This window comes from Halomonas qaidamensis, assembly GCF_025917315.1.
In the GTDB taxonomy this organism is placed as follows: Bacteria; Pseudomonadota; Gammaproteobacteria; order Pseudomonadales; family Halomonadaceae; genus Vreelandella; species Vreelandella qaidamensis.
Map to the genome: position 1 here is coordinate 3046830 of NZ_CP080627.1, position 15794 is coordinate 3062623.

Sequence of the window (15794 nt, forward strand, 5' to 3'; positions counted from 1 at the left end):
ACAATAAAAATAAAAACACTTATAGATATTTAAAAAATAGTTATAAAAAACTTCATTTTGATAAAAAATAGTGGAAAAATGCCAGTAAAATATTACAAAAAGTTAAATAATCACCTCAAATTTCTCAAACACAACACTGCCTTTGGCAGTGCCTTTTTAATTTAGAAACACTGTTTTAATATTTAATGATTATTTATAATTTTATTTTCTCCCCTACCATACTCTCAGATTAACCATTGTTCACAAACAGGTTCTGTGCTGAAACAGTAAAACGGCTTTCACTACTGCTATCACAGCGTGGTGGATTTCTTAACTCTAATTGTGTGGATAAAATCAAGCAGTCACAGACCATGGACAATCACTGATGTCACCTCCATTAACGCACTCAATGAATGGTGCTATCATGCCATAATCAGCTGCTGGGTAACCTTTAGTGTCTATCGTTTGGATTAATTAAGGTATTATATTTCTAATTTAGATAGCTTGCTTAGCGCTAGTTCTATTTCCGTCACGTTCCTCTTACACCAATAGAGCGAATGTTAAGCAACGCAATTTTTTGACAGTACTTAACATTTGAAAGCATAAAGGTTAGCTTACTCACCGTTTGATATTTACATGATCTTAATTTGAAAAATTGTTGCTCGATTTTTTAGGAGAAATCTGCGACAACTATAGTACTAGCATTTTACTACTAGGCGGGCTTAATTTTTCGATAGCTTATCCTTAAGGTAACGCACGGAAACCGTCTATCTTATGGTCGGCTTTTCTACAAGCACGCTAACAAAATTGCAGTTGAACTGATGTTTAGTCACTAAAATAAACCATTTTTTAACGATAAATGAACAGATTAGTAATTTTATCTTATTGTTACATTAAGACGATCAACCCTATGATTCAGATAACACAAACGACTAATTAACAGTACTATCTGCGCTTGTATTGCTGATATCGAGGAAAACATATCGGACGACCGCACTTTTGTTCTCGTTGAACTCTATGGATAGACCTACACAGCATGCTGCTTACTTTCACTGACAAGACACGACTTGGATATGGCCTATGCGTATTGCAATAGTAGAAGATGAGAAGGTGGGTTCAGAGCGCATTGAAAAGGCGCTTTTGGATGGGTTTGCCGAACGAGGCATAGAAGCTAATATCTTCTCCTTTGAAACCAGTAAAGCCTTCATACATACCGCCAGTCGTAACACGTTCGACTTGGTGGTGCTTGATTGGCACTTGCCTGATGGAACAGGCATCGCTCTGCTCAACTGGATGAAAACGTATCTGCAGATCCTTCCTGCCGTCATTATGGTTACCCTGAGGCAGGAGGAAGTAGATGTCATTCAGGCGTTGAATGCAGGTGCTGATGACTTTATTAGCAAGCCTTTCAGACCCCGTGAGCTTGCTGCAAGAGCCTATGCTTCCACACGCCGCCACTCATTACGCACACCTAGCGTGGCGCAACAGCAAGCACTTGAATTTGGCCGTATTAAGCTGAATGCCAACCGTGAAACGGCGTATGTAGACGGTGAAGAAGTGACATTGACTCGGCAGGAATTTCGCTTGGCGTTCCTTCTACTCAACCAGCTTGGCAGTCCGCTTTCACGCTCTTACTTATATGAATATGTTTGGGGGAAAAGTGACCCGCCGGGCACACGCACGCTAGATGTCCACATACACCGGGTACGCAAAAAACTGAATCTAACTTCAGAGTTTGGCTGGAATCTTGTTTCGGTTTATGGATATGGCTACCGACTACAGGCGCTTGACGAAATGACTGAGGCAACCGTAAGCAAATAGAGGGGCTATTGAGCTATTGAATTGAGGGCGAAAGCCATTACACAATAGCAAAAAACCCGCTTTGGAAATTGATTTCCTAAGCGGGTTTTGCTGTTAAAGCCACTCAACCATGGGGGGCTATGCTATTCAGTCAATATGAATACCAATGCGCCGAGCGACTTCCTCATAAGCCTCAATGACGCCTCCCAACCCTTGGCGGAAGCGGTCTTTATCAAGTTTCTCACGGGTGTTGGCATCCCATAGACGGCAACCATCCGGAGAGAATTCATCGCCGAGTACAACCTCGCCTTTAAAGATGCCAAACTCTAGCTTGTAATCGACAAGCAAAATATCACCTTCGGCAAATAGCTGCTTGAGGACATGGTTTACTTTAAAAGTGAGTGTCTTCATTTTTGCCAGTTGCTCTGGGGTTGCCCAACCAAAGGTTTCTGCTAGCGACTCATTAATCATTGGGTCGCCCTTTTCATCATTCTTTAAGAACAGCTCAAAGGTCGGAGGAGACAGTGCCATCCCCTCTTCAACGCCCAACCGTTTAACCAAACCGCCAGCCGCAATGTTGCGTACTACACATTCAACAGGAATCATCTGCATATTTTTTACTAAGCTTTCGTTATCCGAAAGCTGTTTTTCAAAATGCGTAGGGATTCCCGCTTCTTGTAGACGTTGCATAATGTATGCGTTAAAGATGTTGTTCACCTTGCCTTTACGGGCCAGTGACTCTTTCTTTTTGCCATCAAACGCGCTGGTATCATCACGAAAATGCAGTACCAACAAATCTGGATCGTCGGTGGTATAAACAGATTTTGCTTTACCAGCATAGAGCTCTTGGCGCTTTTCCATGGGGACTCCGAAAAGGTTACAAAATTAGACGTTAACGTAGATAGCCGGAGACACGCTCAAGCAGCTCGCGCTGATCATCAGCACTAAAGCTACGTTCACTGGCATTAATGGCGCGCAGAATCGTCTTATCACCGTTAGGCTGAAGAGCAAGACGAATTTGCTGTGACATACGGCGTACATCGGGGCTAAAGACAATCTGCAGTGGATTACGTCCCCGCTCTGTCTCCGTCATATACTCAACCAAAAACTCATAATTATCAGCGGAAGTTGCTAATAAGTCACGCTCGCCCTCTACACTAAAATCAAGTTCCAGATAATGATCAAGTTCCGCCCAAACACGATCTATCGGTTGAGGAATTACCACTTCCCAGTCGTCGCCTTGCTGTTGCAACTGAGGCGTTTGCTGTTCTGCAAGTCGTTGAGCTGTCCAAGAAGAAGCGCTAGCGGTGGCACTACGTGCACCTAGGTACTGTTCTAACGCGTCAAGACATGCTGCTACGCTTTGCCCTGATTGTTCGCAGCGTACCTCACTGCTGCCCGACCTCAACGCACTCTGCAGCGTCAATGTGGCTTGCGAGGTCACTATAACGCCTTGGCTTGCATTACTTTGCTGTACACCTAGCTGGCGACTACGCGCAAACGCTTCTAGCTGTGGCCAAACGGTTCCCGTGTCTGCCGCGACTACTAGCCATGTCTGGTTACCTACCTGACGACGCTCTACGAACTCTGGTTCTAAACCACTGCCAATCGCTAATGACGGAGGCGCAGAAATCTCAGCGGCCTGTTGAGGGCGCGTATCTTGTGCAGTAACTTGCGGCACAGGCATAGCATCGCGGTAACGCTGGGTATTGCGCGTGTCAGGAAGTACTAGGGGGGGCGCTGGGGCGGCTTCAGTGTAGTCTAAATTGCGGTCATGGTAGTAACCATCGCGCGAGCATCCGGCAAGTACAACAGCTGTTGCGAGTGCCAGCGGTATCCATTTAAGCGCACGTTTTTCAAGCAAGCGTTTTTCAAGAACAGGGCGCATCGAGCCACCTTAACAGTCAACAGATCGAGTACCCGGTGAGTCAACAACGACCACCGGGTAACAGAGGGGTTGCGTCGAATTACTCCTCTACGACGCCCGCCAACTGCAGCGCTTCACTCACAGTGGCGTGGTACTTTTCAGACAACCAAGTTAACGGCAGACGAATCCCTGCGTCCATATACCCCATGCGATGCAGTGCCCACTTAACCGGGATTGGGTTCGCTTCGATGCCTAAATTAGTATGTAACGGCATCAAACGCGTATTAATTTGGTGTGCTTTGTCTGCATCACCGGCCACTGCTGCAGCACATAAATCATGCATTGCTTTAGGCGCTACGTTCGCAGTAACGGAAATATCACCGTGGCCACCCATCAACATAAAATCACAGGCAGTGGCATCGTCTCCGGAGTAGAGCATAAAATCGCTGCCCTTCAAGCGGGTAATTAGATCCTCGGCACGCTCAAGGTTCCCCGTCGCATCTTTCAAACCAATGATATTTTTCACTTCTGCCAAGCGCACTACCGTTTCATTGTAGAGATCAGAGCAGGTACGACCAGGAACGTTGTACAGAATTACTGGAAGATTACTGCCTTCAGCAACGGCTTTAAAGTGTTGGTATAGCCCTTCTTGGGTCGGCTTATTGTAGTAAGGGCACACCGATAGGCAGTAGTCTGCGCCCACTTCACTGGCATAGCGTGCCAGCTCAACCGCCTCTGATGTGGCGTTAGCCCCGGTGCCGGCAATCACTGGAATTCGGCCATTCACCTCTTCTACCACGCTGCGAATCACATCGAAGTGCTCGGCAAATGACATGGTAGTAGGCTCGCCGGTGGTACCCGCTGCAACGATGGCATCAGTGCCATTATCGAGGTGGAAGTTCACCAGACGACGAAGCGCCTCCCAGTCGATGTCGCCATTGATCTTCATCGGCGTCGCCAGGGCGACAATGCTGCCTGTGATCATCCGCTTGTTCCTCACCTACAAAATTATAAAATTACGCGGCAAACGATATTCGTTCAAAGAAATCGAGTAGCCACGACCATTAGCCTGGGTATCGCATGGGCATACATTGAGCATACATAGTGGGGCAATTCGACTAGCTGCCATTTTATGCCTTTCGCCTTCTGCTGTGCTCCAAGGGGTTCTACAAAAAACAAATGGTACTCAGGCGACTCGAACCTGTACAGCGCAAAGCACTGAGAGTTTTTATAGCCCTTCGCTATTAGGCGCTTATTCGCTTTGACATAAGCGCGTTACTTGCGTGTAATCAACTCACTATATTGTCCCATTAAAGGAGCTTTACATGTCAGTGAGCCTTAACCAATTGGTACCTGACTTTTCCGCCTCGGCCACCGGTGATACAACGGTGACACTGTCTGAACTGCGCGGTAAACAGGTAGTTATCTATTTTTACCCGAAAGCCAGTACACCCGGTTGTACTACCGAAGGTGGCGATTTCAGAGACCGCAAACCGCGTTTCGATGCTGCCAACACAGTCATTATCGGCGTTTCTAGAGACGGTATCCGTGCTCAGGAGAACTTCAAGGCGAAACAAGAGTTCAATTTCGAGCTTATCTCCGATAAGGATGAAACTGTGTGCCAGCTTTTTGACGTTATCAAGCTCAAAAAAATGTACGGTAAAGAGCACCTTGGCATTGAGCGTAGCACCTTCCTGATTGACAGTGAGGGTAAGCTTGCTCAAGAGTGGCGTGGCGTTAAAGTTCCAGGGCACGTTGATGACGTATTGGCAGCCGCAGAAGCATTAAATGCCAGCTAACAAGACCAAGACTGCCGTATCCCTTGTGGATGCCATCTCCGCTCGTTTCTCTTATCCGTTCACATGCATTACGAGTAGATAGCGCCTATTAATGTTCAACCACTGGTAGCTGCTTTTTTCCTTCTCGTTCTTCAATCCCCCTTGGCCAAGCGTAAACCAATGCTTTTAGCAATGTAGCCAGGGGGATTGCAAAGAAAACGCCCCAAAACCCCCAAATACCGCCAAAAAACAGCACCGCGACAATAATTGAAACGGGATGGATATTATTCGTTTCTGAAAACAACACGGGTGCAAGCACATTCCCGTCAAGTGCTTGAATCACACCATAGGCAATCAGCACATAAGCAAATTGCTCACTGATTCCAAAATGAAACCCTGCAACCGCCGCCACAGGAATAGTGACAACTGCCGCTCCAATGTAAGGCACCAGCACAGAGAAACCCACAAGCACTGCTAATAACGCGGTATAAGGCAAGCCAAAGAAAGCGAAGGTAAAGAAAGAAACCGTACCAACAATAATAATTTCAATCGATTTGCCGCGTATGTAATTCGCAATTTGACGATCCATTTCATGCCAGATGCGGGTCAACAGCGTGCGCTTTTGTGGTAGCAGCGACAGCGTAAAACCTACCAATGACTGGCGATCCTTGAGCATAAAGAATACCAGTATCGGCACTAACACGAGATAAATAATCAGCGACATAATGTTGCCAAGCGACGCCAGTGAAAGTGTTAATGCACGCTGCCCTAGCTGGCTGATTTCTCGGCTGGCAACGCCTATCCAGCTTTGCATTTGATCGGGGGTTATTAAATTTGGATAGCGCCCCTGTAGGTCGTCTAACCACCCCTGGCCACTAGCAAACATCCGGGGAGTTTCCTGAACAAGGCCAACAAGCTGATTCCAGATCAGTGGCATTAAGATAAAAGCAAGCGTCAATAACACGCTAACAAATGCTACAAACACAACAATAACCGCTAGCAAATGAGGCACCCCGCGCCGGGTCAGCGCACTCACTACCCCCTGCAGCAAAAACGCTAGCACAAGCGCAGTGAAAAACGGCGCTAGCATTCTGCCAAACCAAATAATGGCTGCAAATCCAGCTACTAACACAAGCAAAAGGATTAACGCCTCTTCGTCTGAAAAGTAGCGTTCTACCCAACTTTTCAGAATGGTACGCACGGTCATGAGCGAGATATCCCTGCTTTGCGTATCCAGAAGTAGTAAATATCGCCGCGTTGTTCGCGCCCTTCAAGCGTATGGTCGCTTAGCTCAGTAAATGATGCCATATCGCGCCATGAGCCAGCATCGGTTGACCTCACCTCTAGTCGTTGACCTGGGGCCAACCCAGCCAGTACCTGCTTGGCTTTTAATAGCGGTAGCGGGCAATGTAATCCGGTGGCATCTAACACGGTGTCTGGCTGAAGGCTATTAACTGGCCTAGAATCTGTTTGCTCGGACATACCCTCTCCTGAAAAATATTTGCTCGAATACGGTATTGTTACAACCACTATTTCTTTCAAATGCTCATTGAGAATTTGATTTAACGGCACTTCCCTGCCTGAATCAATGTCACACCGCTGTTTGCTGCGTATATTACTTGAACTCAGGAACACCAATGAGGATGCCATGCCGCACCTTCGACTCGTACCTTTTCGCCGAACCTATGCACTGGCACTTATGCTGAGCATCGCCAGCGTTAGCTCGCCCAGCCTTGGCTTCGACGATTATCAGCTCCCTAGCCTAGGCGGCGCTTCAACTTCTGTTAGCAACGAGGAGTATCGTCTAGGTCGCGCTTGGCTTCGTCAATTTCGTGCTCAGGCACCACAATGGCAAGACCCTATCGTAAATGACTACCTAAATAGCCTAGTTGCACGCCTTGCTCCTCATAGTCAGCTTGGCAGCCTTCGCACAACGACCGTGATGGTTGATAACGGTTCTCTCAATGCTTTCGCAGTTCCTGGCGGGGTCATAGGCATCAATTCTGGATTATTCGCCTTTGCTGAAGATGAGGGAGCCTTTGTGTCGGTTATCGCCCATGAGCTAGGCCATCTGTCTCAGCGACACTACGCCAGGGGCAGTGCACGAGCAGAGCAAACGCAGCTACCCGCGATGGCCGCTATGCTTGCAGGCATGCTCATTGCCGCTAGCGGTGGCGGTGATGCAGGCATGGCCGCTGCCATGGGTTCTCAAGCGGCGCTAATTCAAGATCAATTGTCTTATTCACGACGTTTTGAACAAGAAGCTGACCGTATTGGTCTGCAGGCAATGGCAAGTGCCGGTTACAACCCAGATGCGATGGTACGAATGTTTGGTGCTATGCAGCGAATGGCACGGCTCCAGGGCGGCACCCCACCAGAATTCTTACTTACCCACCCAGTGAGCGATAGCCGGCTAAGCGATGCTCAGGCACGCGCATCACAGCTAACAATTGCCGACACTTATACTAGTGACACGTTATACGACATGATGCGCGCTCGCGCACTTTTGAGCATTTACCACAACACATCGCAACAAGCTGCATCACGCCTTGCCCAAGAAAATGGTGAAGAGCAAGCGCAGCGCTATTTATCGGCGCTAATCGCAGCTCGAAACGGCCAAACTGACAACGCGCTGCAAACTATCGATCAACTGGCCCGTGAATTACCCGACTACGGTATGCTACCTGCCTCTGCCGCTACAGTTGCGTTAGAAGCCCAACGCTATGAGGAAGCTATTACGCGTAGCCAGCGTCTACTGCGAATCATGCCCAATTACTTACCGGCGCAATTGGTGTTAGCCGAAGCTCAGCTGCAGCGCGACCCACAGGCTGCTTATGAATTGCTACGTGATATTACTGCGCAGCACCCTGAAAGCCCCCAGGGATTCAACCTACTTGCCGAAGCAGCGGGACGAAGTGGTTATAACGGTTGGGGTCACTTAGCACGAGCAGAGCACTTACAGCTAACCGGTAGAGTTGACCGCGGTATTCGCCAGTTAAATATCGCTAAAGATGCCGCACAGCAAGAGAACGATCAGCAGGTATTAGCGCGTATTGAACAACGCAGGGAAGCGTTCATTGACTATCGCGAGGCATTAGACAAGTTTTGACATTTCTAAAAAAAGCCCGAATGCCTATCGCATTCGGGCTGTACCCTTCGAGCTATCATAGTGAGTTTATACGTTAGGCATTGAAACTCAGCATTCGCTCTAGTGGTTTTAACGCCTGCAGCCGCAGCGTGTCATCAACAAAAATTTCGCCACTACCGTCGCGCAGCGCTCCCGCGAGGTTATCCAGAGCATTCATCGCCATCCATGGGCAGTGGGCACAGCTACGGCAGGTTGCACCGTTGCCCGCTGTGGGCGCCTCAAACAGGGTTTTATCGGGCACGGCCTGCTGCATTTTAAAGAAAATGCCGCGGTCAGTGGCAACAATTAATTTGTCATTAGTTAGCGTTTGCGCAGCCTTAATCAGTTGCGAAGTAGAGCCTGCCACGTCAGCCAAAGCAACGACTGCATCCGGTGACTCAGGGTGCACCAGCACCGCAGCTTCCGGATAAAGGCGCTTGAGATCTTCAATACCTTTCGCTTTGAACTCCTCGTGAACGATACAAGCACCATCCCACATCAGCATATCTGCGCCGGTTTTTTTCTGAATATAACCGCCTAAATGCTTATCCGGTGCCCACAGTATTTTTTCCCCTTTCGCTTGAAGGTGCTCAATAACTTCAACCGCAATTGAGGAGGTAACAACCCAATCAGCACGGGCTTTCACGGCGGCAGAGGTATTGGCGTATACCACCACGGTACGGTCAGGATGCGCATCACAAAAAGCACTGAATTCATCGGCAGGACAGCCAATATCCAGCGAACAGGTCGCTTCCAGAGTAGGCATTAAAACGCGTTTTTCTGGCGATAGAATTTTCGCCGTTTCTCCCATGAAGCGCACACCTGCAACGACCAGCGTTGTCGCATCATGTCGTGCACCAAAGCGTGCCATTTCAAGAGAGTCTGCAACACAGCCACCCGTCTCTTCAGCCAACTGTTGAATGGCATCATCGGTATAGTAATGAGCGACAAGCACTGCATTGTTTGCGTTGAGTAGTTGCTTGATTTCAGCCACCCGTGCCTCATCTTCCGCAGGAATACGGGTGGGGCAATATGGGCTGGGGAGCGGAGCGCTAAGCTCAGCTTGAGTAGTCATAATAGTCATCGTGTCTACCACTGTGACGAACAGGGAATCCCCCTGTTAAACACCGGTCACGGCGTGTGCACTTTGCAAACGCCGCACTCGATGCGATAAGCCGCTGCGTCTTTCGCGGGGACTCATCGCTCTGCCCACCATAAGTGGACAGCGCTACCATGACATCATTGGTAGCTATAACTAGGACTATTGTGGTGTTAAATCGTTGCCCGCTGCAAGCATAAAGTGTGCGTTAGTTGGCTTCATCACCAAATAGCAAAACGCCCCTGGCAGCAAGCTACCAAGGGCGTTAAATTTGGTGGGTCGTGTAGGATTCGAACCTACGACCAATTGATTAAAAGTCAACTGCTCTACCAACTGAGCTAACGACCCAAATATTGCTATGCACCTAGTTAACAACTTATTACAAGCAACTTGGCGCTAAGTTTCCGCTTAAGCGGTAATTCTGTTCAAGTGGTGGGTCGTGTAGGATTCGAACCTACGACCAATTGATTAAAAGTCAACTGCTCTACCAACTGAGCTAACGACCCCCTCGAACGGATGCATATAGTACGGATAGAGCTTGCTAATAGCAAGCCTTTTTTACCTTTTACCAATACACATCCGTCAAAAACACTTCTTCGAACTACTACCAACCATACTTAATTATTAACCACGCTTAGGCTTTGGCTTGCGCATAGCTTGAACCGGGCGGCGCTTGTGCTTATCGCGGCTCCAACGGTTCTTCTCATCTGGCGTTAATGCGGGCACTTTGCGGGTTTCTAGATTTGCCAACGTGGCCAAGTCATCGACCTCGTCCTGGGAAAGCTCTACCCACTCGCCTGCTTTGGCGCGCTTATCAAGGAAGATATTGCCATAGCGCACCCGCTTTAAGCGGCTAACCGTGAGCCCTTGGGATTCCCACAGGCGACGCACTTCGCGGTTACGACCTTCTAAAATCACCACGTGAAACCAGGTGTTAATGCCTTCACCACCGAACTCTTGTACGTCGGTAAAACGCGCCGGGCCATCCTCTAGCATCACGCCGTCGACCATCGCAACAATGTGTTCGCGCTTGACCTCACCCATCACCCGCACCGCGTATTCACGCTCTACCTGGGTTGATGGGTGCATTAAGCGGTTAGCAAGCTCGCCGTCTGTGGTGAAGAGCAACAAGCCACTGGTGTTAATATCCAGGCGGCCAATGGCAATCCAGCGCTCGCCTTTCAGGCGCGGTAGGCGTTCGAACACCGTGCGACGCCCTTCTGGATCTTTACGGGTGCACAGTTCGCCTTCTGGCTTGTTGTACATAATCACCCGGCGCGGCACTTCCTCTTCGGGCCGCAGTGACACGGGGCGATCATCAAAACTTACCTTGTCGCGGGCTTCTACCCGGTCACCTAGCTTGGCGACTTGGCTATTCACCTTTACTCGGCCGTCGGAAATGGCAGTTTCCATCTCTCGGCGAGAACCCAGCCCTGCCCGAGCCAATACTTTTTGCAGCTTTTCGCTGGTCGGGGGCGTGGTGTTATTACTCTGACTCATGGTCGTCTGACCTCACATCGTTAGTCTGCGTGCGCGCATCATCGTCGTTACGCTGCGCACGTGCCGCTAGGCGCGCCTCTAAATCGGCGAAACTCAGCGGCTGGGTTAACGCCGTCTCGGCGTGTTTATCAGCTATCTCTGCTGTAACAATCTCTGTTGTAACAACCTCTGCTGCAACACTCTCAGCAGCAACACTCTCAGCTGAGGTTATCTCTTCACTCTGGGGTGGCGCATCCTGCACGGTTTCAGGCGTTTCGTCCAGTGCTGGTTGCGCTTCATCTTGCCCAATATCCGTATCGCGATCATCAGCATTGACCAGTTCATGCATGGGCGGCAATGCATCCAAGGTTTTCAGGCCAAAATCATCTAAAAAGCTACGAGTAGTGGCGTAAACAGCGGGGCGTCCGGGCACATCTCGATGGCCTACTACGCGAACCCACCCTCGCTCCATCAACGTACGCATAATCGAACTACTAACACTGACGCCGCGCACGTCTTCAATATCGCCTCGCGTTACTGGCTGGCGATAGGCAATCAGCGCCAGCGTTTCTAACAGCGCCCGTGAGTAACGCTGCGGCCGCTCATCCCATAGCCGCGATACCCAGTGCGAAAGCCGTGGCCGAATACGCAGCTGAAAACCGGATGCCGTTTCCACCAGCTCCAGCGCCCCGTTTTCATGGCGCAGCTCAAGACGAGCCAATGCATCCCGCAGCGCTTTTCTGGGCGGGCACTCGTCTTCTAAAAACAGCGTTTCAAGCCGCTCTAAGGAAAGCGGTTCACCAGCAGCAAGCAGCGCTGCTTCAATAATATCGTCTAACGTGGTGTCTCTCACGGCGACTCCTCGTCAGGTTCAAACGCTGGCTCTTTAAACCCTGGCTCTTCAAACACCACTTCGTCAAACGCAGACTCAGAGGCATCGTCTTCGCTGTCTACGTCTTCAAACGCGCTCTCTTCGCTATCTGCCAAGGCCGCTTGACGCGCACGCACATGAATGGGCGACAGCGGCGCATTCTGGACAATTTCAATCATGGCTTCTTTGGCTAATTCTAAAATGGCCATAAACGTCACTACGACGCCAGCGCGCCCCTCTTCCAACGTAAACAGCGCTTCAAAGGGGGTATAGCGCTGGTGCTCAGCGTCGTGACTTAGCTGCTCCATAATTTTCAGCATGCGCTCTCGGGTAGACAGCACCTCGCGGCTGATCTGGTGGGATTGTGTCAGCTCAGCGCGCTTCAGAATGTCCGACAGCGCCCCTAACAGTTCGTCTAACCCCACGTCAGGGTGAATCACTCGCGCTTCCAGCGGTGGCAACCCTGCCTGAACGCTGAACCAGTCACGCCCAACCCGAGGCAGCGTGTCTAACGTTTCGGCTGCTTCTTTTAAACGCTCGTACTCTTGCAGGCGGCGAATCAGCTCAGCCCTGGGGTCTTCTTCCTCTTCGCCTTCCGCCTTCGGCGGGCGCGGCAGCAGTGAGCGCGACTTAATTTCCGCCAGCGTCGCTGCCATTAACAGGTACTCACCGGCCAGTTCAATCTTCATGGCTTTCATCAGCTCGACGTACTCAATGTACTGGTGCGTAATGGTTGCCACGTTAATCGTGAGAATATCCAGGTTTTGGCGCCGAATCAGATAGAGCAACAGATCAAGCGGCCCCTCGAAGGCTTCCAAAAACACGCGCAGCGCTTCCGGTGGAATATACAGATCCTCCGGCAGCTGCATGATGGGCTCATCAAACAGACGCCCTAGCACTTCCGCCATGGGTGCTGTGGCGAGGGCGTCGAGAGAGTCATGGTCAACGGTAGCGCTTGGCGTCTCGCTCACGCAGGGCGTATTCCTTTATCAGTTAAACATCCATGATGGCCAGTGTAACAGCGTGCAAGCCGTGGCGGCACCTAGCCTGCCTCGGCGGCTTTACGGTAGCGCCCTTGGTAGTCAAACAGCTTATCGCGAAGCTGCCAGTGCCGCCCAACTTTACGGCCCACCACAAAGTCTGGGTGGCGTAGGCGGCGCTGTTCTTCGACCACCTCAGCTGGCGAAGCAGGCTGCCACTTAGTCCCTGGCGCACGCAAATGGTGACGTAAGAAAACCGCATAAAATGCCCGCCGCTGAGCCGGCGTTTCCAGCGCAAACCACTCGGCCAAGCTGGCGCCATCTTCATCGTAATAGGTCACTTTTAATCGCGGCAGCCCTCGCCCATTCGTGATGGCCTCTAACTGCATACCGCTGACTCGCAGCACGTTGGCATCTTTTAATTTAAGCGCATCTTTGAGCTTATCGTCAGCATCTACCAACAATTGCTCGCAACCGTGGCAGCGGCGGGCGGCAATATCATTTTCAGCGCCACATTGCTCGCAGACTTTAAAGCGAAAACGAAAGTCACACTGCTTTTGATTGGTGCCCCACCTGCCCTTGCCTGGCTTAGCAGGTGGATTGGGATTATCTACCAGCCCTTGGCATCGACGGCCAAAATGCTCAATTACCAGCTCACCATCACGTTTACCCCAGAATAGATTGGCATGACCACAGGCCGGGCACTCAACCTGTACTGGCTCGCTGTCACTGTCCGGCTTTGGCTCGCCGACCTCTGGCGCATAGAGGTCCCAGGGGTTTCCGGCATAATCCAACACTAGACAGTCGGCTTTATCCGGCGAAAGACGCAGCCCTCGGCCAACAATTTGCTGATAAAGGCTTACCGATTCTGTGGGCCGCAGAATGGCGATTAAATCCACATGGGGCGCATCAAATCCAGTCGTCAGCACGGCGACGTTAACAAGAAATTTAAGTTCACGCGCCTTGAACGCCTCAATCAGCGCTGTACGTTCGTGAGAGGCCGTCGCACCGGTAATCAGCGCTGACTGGTTGATGGGTAAATAACTGATAATTTCTTCGGCATGGGCGACCGTGGCGGCAAAAATCATCACCCCTTGACGCGCGGCGGCATACTCAACCACCTGGGCAATAATCCCTGGCGTAACGCGGCTACCGGCAACAACACGGTTGAGTTCTTCCTCACGAAACAGCCCACTGGAGGCAGGAGCCAAGGCGGAAAAGTCGTAGCCTTCAATGGCCATATCCAGCCGTTTAGGCTCCGCCAAAAAGCCTTGTTTCACCATTAGCCGTAGCGGCTGTTCAAAGACGCAGTCGGCAAAGAAGCACGCGTCATCACCGCGCACCATGCCATGGTGGTGACGGTGGTAGATAAACCCCTGCCCCAACCGAAACGGCGTGGCAGTTAAACCGAGAATTTTTAGCTGCGGGTTGTGATGCTGAAGATGTTCAATCACCTGGCGATAGCTGGCGTCTTTTTCCAGCGAGACCCGGTGGCACTCGTCTATCACTAGCAGCGTAAAACTTGCATCGCTGAAACGCTCTAGGTTGCGCACCACCGACTGCACCGAGCCAAACACCACCTGTCGGCTGGCTTCTTTACGCTTGAGACCCGCGCTAAAAATATCTGCCTCAAGCCCATAGGCTTGATATTTAGCATGGTTTTGCTCGACCAGCTCACGTACGTGGGCCAGCACCAGAACGCGGCCACGGGCAAGCCTGGCAAGCTCAGCAATGACCAGCGACTTGCCACTACCGGTAGGCAATACCACCACCGCGGGCGCACTGGTCGCGCGGAAGTGCTCCACCACCCGCTTGACTGCCTCTGTTTGGTAAGGGCGCAAGCTGGGCGGCGAAGCGGAACTAGCGCTGCTGGACGAGCTGAATGAAGACATATTAGTCGAAGCGCGGGGCGCGACGCTCCATCCGTGCGCTTACCGCCTCGCGATGCTCGGCACCCGCCAACAGCTGCTGCTGCAAATGCGCTTCGAGGGCCAGCCGCTCGCCATGGGCTAGATCCGGCGCGCGAGCGAACAGCTCGCGAGCAGCCGCCACCGCCCGAGGTGAGCGCGAGGCGATAAGCGCTGCGGTTTCACGAGCTGCTTCCTGGGGCACATCGCTTAGGCGGCTGCCTAACCCCAGCTGGTACGCCTCTTCCCCTGATACCTTGCGCCCGCTTATCGCCAGTTCTTGAAGCACATCCTGACGCAGCCCCATGCCTGTCACGCTAATCGCCATATCGGGGATAATGCCCCAGTCGATCTCCAGCAGCCCCAGGCGCGCGTGAGGGTGAAGAATGCGTATATCGGCACCCAGTGCTATCTGCAGGCCACCACCGTAAACATGCCCATGCAGAGCAGCCACCACGGGCACGCCCGCCTCGCGCCAGCCTAGCGCCAAGCGCTGAACCGGGTTGATACCCGCGTTGTCAGGCGCCAGCAGGGTGGGCAGCCGCTCCGCCTCGCTCATGATCGACGCCATATCTAGCCCTGCGCAAAAGCTATCACCATCACCGCTTAAAACCACCGCCCGCAGCCCAGCAAGCTGGGGCAGGTGCTGCTGGGCTGCCAGCAGGCCATCGATCATGGCCCAATCCAAACCATTATGATGGTCGGGGCGCGACAACATAACGTCGGCCACATGGTCGGTGAAGGTCAGCGTTACACGCTCATTGAAGATGTGATGCATTCGGGCTCCCTGAAACTTTCTTTGGCTCGCCACCGATGGGCGATCGCTGCGTTTGTGGGCTAATCCGCTGATAAACTGATAACCGCGTCTATGAAGTGAGTGTGGCGCGAAGATGAACGCTTTTCAAAC

General features: G+C 51.2%; 14 protein-coding genes and 2 tRNA genes. 3 read left to right on the forward strand and 13 right to left on the reverse strand.

Features of this window, described 5'->3' with window-relative positions; translation table 11 throughout:
• The first annotated feature begins 1059 nt into the window (after nt 1-1059).
• Entirely contained in the window at nt 1060-1800 is a 741-nt protein-coding gene (locus K1Y77_RS13700; RefSeq protein ID WP_030070346.1) for a response regulator transcription factor, read from the forward strand.
• A gap of 126 nt (nt 1801-1926) precedes the next feature.
• On the opposite strand, the gene purC is transcribed toward K1Y77_RS13700, so the two are convergent.
• The 3 genes from purC to dapA all read right to left on the reverse strand — a co-directional run bounded on the left by purC (nt 1927) and on the right by dapA (nt 4631).
• Nucleotides 1927-2640 (reverse strand): phosphoribosylaminoimidazolesuccinocarboxamide synthase, encoded by a 714-nt coding sequence (gene purC / locus K1Y77_RS13705; RefSeq protein WP_030070347.1) that lies wholly within the window; start codon nt 2638-2640, stop codon nt 1927-1929.
• A gap of 31 nt (nt 2641-2671) precedes the next feature.
• Complete coding sequence (locus K1Y77_RS13710) at nt 2672-3667, reverse strand: outer membrane protein assembly factor BamC (RefSeq protein WP_264429034.1); 996 nt, start codon at nt 3665-3667, stop codon at nt 2672-2674.
• A 79-nt stretch (nt 3668-3746) separates the two neighbouring features.
• A complete protein-coding gene (gene dapA / locus K1Y77_RS13715) occupies nt 3747-4631 on the reverse strand; it encodes a 4-hydroxy-tetrahydrodipicolinate synthase (protein ID WP_030070349.1) in 885 nt (294 codons plus the stop codon).
• A gap of 340 nt (nt 4632-4971) precedes the next feature.
• Here dapA and K1Y77_RS13720 point away from each other — a divergent pair, with 340 nt between their 5' ends.
• On the forward strand, nt 4972-5445 hold the full coding sequence (locus K1Y77_RS13720) for a peroxiredoxin (RefSeq protein WP_264429036.1): 474 nt from the start codon (nt 4972-4974) through the stop codon (nt 5443-5445).
• Between the two features lie 88 nt (nt 5446-5533).
• Here K1Y77_RS13720 and K1Y77_RS13725 read toward each other — a convergent pair whose 3' ends face one another.
• Both K1Y77_RS13725 and K1Y77_RS13730 read right to left on the reverse strand, forming a co-directional pair.
• Nucleotides 5534-6631 (reverse strand): AI-2E family transporter, encoded by a 1098-nt coding sequence (locus K1Y77_RS13725; protein WP_030070351.1) that lies wholly within the window; start codon nt 6629-6631, stop codon nt 5534-5536.
• On the reverse strand, nt 6628-6906 hold the full coding sequence (locus tag K1Y77_RS13730; protein WP_264429039.1) for a sulfurtransferase TusA family protein: 279 nt from the start codon (nt 6904-6906) through the stop codon (nt 6628-6630). Before K1Y77_RS13730 ends, K1Y77_RS13725 begins: the two co-directional genes overlap by 4 nt.
• A gap of 166 nt (nt 6907-7072) precedes the next feature.
• Here K1Y77_RS13730 and K1Y77_RS13735 point away from each other — a divergent pair, with 166 nt between their 5' ends.
• Nucleotides 7073-8533: a M48 family metalloprotease gene (locus K1Y77_RS13735; RefSeq protein ID WP_264429041.1), complete on the forward strand. Its 1461-nt coding sequence runs from the start codon at nt 7073-7075 to the stop codon at nt 8531-8533.
• Between the two features lie 73 nt (nt 8534-8606).
• Here K1Y77_RS13735 and nadA read toward each other — a convergent pair whose 3' ends face one another.
• From nadA to K1Y77_RS13775, 8 genes are all read right to left on the reverse strand, one after another.
• Entirely contained in the window at nt 8607-9635 is a 1029-nt protein-coding gene (gene nadA / locus K1Y77_RS13740; protein WP_264429043.1) for a quinolinate synthase NadA, read from the reverse strand.
• A 287-nt stretch (nt 9636-9922) separates the two neighbouring features.
• Nucleotides 9923-9998 (reverse strand) — tRNA-Lys (locus K1Y77_RS13745).
• A gap of 82 nt (nt 9999-10080) precedes the next feature.
• Nucleotides 10081-10156: transfer RNA gene (locus K1Y77_RS13750), tRNA-Lys, on the reverse strand.
• Between the two features lie 118 nt (nt 10157-10274).
• Nucleotides 10275-11150 (reverse strand): 23S rRNA pseudouridine(2605) synthase RluB, encoded by an 876-nt coding sequence (gene rluB, locus K1Y77_RS13755; RefSeq protein ID WP_030070355.1) that lies wholly within the window; start codon nt 11148-11150, stop codon nt 10275-10277.
• Nucleotides 11137-11982 carry an SMC-Scp complex subunit ScpB gene (gene scpB, locus K1Y77_RS13760; protein WP_264429045.1) on the reverse strand — a complete coding sequence of 282 codons (846 nt, stop codon included), beginning with the start codon at nt 11980-11982 and terminating at the stop codon, nt 11137-11139. Before scpB ends, rluB begins: the two co-directional genes overlap by 14 nt.
• Nucleotides 11979-12971, reverse strand: a complete 993-nt coding sequence (locus tag K1Y77_RS13765; RefSeq protein ID WP_264017633.1) for a segregation and condensation protein A — start codon at nt 12969-12971, stop codon at nt 11979-11981. The genes scpB and K1Y77_RS13765 overlap by 4 nt, the downstream gene beginning before the upstream one ends.
• 71 nt (nt 12972-13042) lie before the next feature.
• Nucleotides 13043-14872 carry a DEAD/DEAH box helicase gene (locus K1Y77_RS13770; RefSeq protein WP_084180372.1) on the reverse strand — a complete coding sequence of 610 codons (1830 nt, stop codon included), beginning with the start codon at nt 14870-14872 and terminating at the stop codon, nt 13043-13045.
• A 1-nt stretch (nt 14873) separates the two neighbouring features.
• The gene (locus K1Y77_RS13775; protein WP_264429048.1) at nt 14874-15665 is read right to left on the reverse strand and encodes a crotonase/enoyl-CoA hydratase family protein; all 792 of its coding nucleotides are present in this window, start codon (nt 15663-15665) and stop codon (nt 14874-14876) included.
• Between the last annotated feature and the right edge of the window lie 129 nt (nt 15666-15794).

What these genes read in the sequence shown, in the direction of transcription:
- K1Y77_RS13730 (WP_264429039.1), bottom strand. Translation starts at nt 6,906, where the DNA reads ATGTCCGAGCAAACAGATTCTAGGCCAGTTAATAGCCTTCAGCCAGAC.
- rluB (WP_030070355.1), bottom strand. Translation starts at nt 11,150, where the DNA reads ATGAGTCAGAGTAATAACACCACGCCCCCGACCAGCGAAAAGCTGCAA.
- K1Y77_RS13720 (WP_264429036.1), top strand. Translation starts at nt 4,972, where the DNA reads ATGTCAGTGAGCCTTAACCAATTGGTACCTGACTTTTCCGCCTCGGCC.
- K1Y77_RS13710 (WP_264429034.1), bottom strand. Translation starts at nt 3,667, where the DNA reads ATGCGCCCTGTTCTTGAAAAACGCTTGCTTGAAAAACGTGCGCTTAAA.
- K1Y77_RS13735 (WP_264429041.1), top strand. Translation starts at nt 7,073, where the DNA reads ATGCCGCACCTTCGACTCGTACCTTTTCGCCGAACCTATGCACTGGCA.
- nadA (WP_264429043.1), bottom strand. Translation starts at nt 9,635, where the DNA reads ATGACTATTATGACTACTCAAGCTGAGCTTAGCGCTCCGCTCCCCAGC.
- K1Y77_RS13770 (WP_084180372.1), bottom strand. Translation starts at nt 14,872, where the DNA reads ATGTCTTCATTCAGCTCGTCCAGCAGCGCTAGTTCCGCTTCGCCGCCC.
- K1Y77_RS13700 (WP_030070346.1), top strand. Translation starts at nt 1,060, where the DNA reads ATGCGTATTGCAATAGTAGAAGATGAGAAGGTGGGTTCAGAGCGCATT.
- K1Y77_RS13775 (WP_264429048.1), bottom strand. Translation starts at nt 15,665, where the DNA reads ATGCATCACATCTTCAATGAGCGTGTAACGCTGACCTTCACCGACCAT.
- K1Y77_RS13725 (WP_030070351.1), bottom strand. Translation starts at nt 6,631, where the DNA reads ATGACCGTGCGTACCATTCTGAAAAGTTGGGTAGAACGCTACTTTTCA.
- purC (WP_030070347.1), bottom strand. Translation starts at nt 2,640, where the DNA reads ATGGAAAAGCGCCAAGAGCTCTATGCTGGTAAAGCAAAATCTGTTTAT.
- dapA (WP_030070349.1), bottom strand. Translation starts at nt 4,631, where the DNA reads ATGATCACAGGCAGCATTGTCGCCCTGGCGACGCCGATGAAGATCAAT.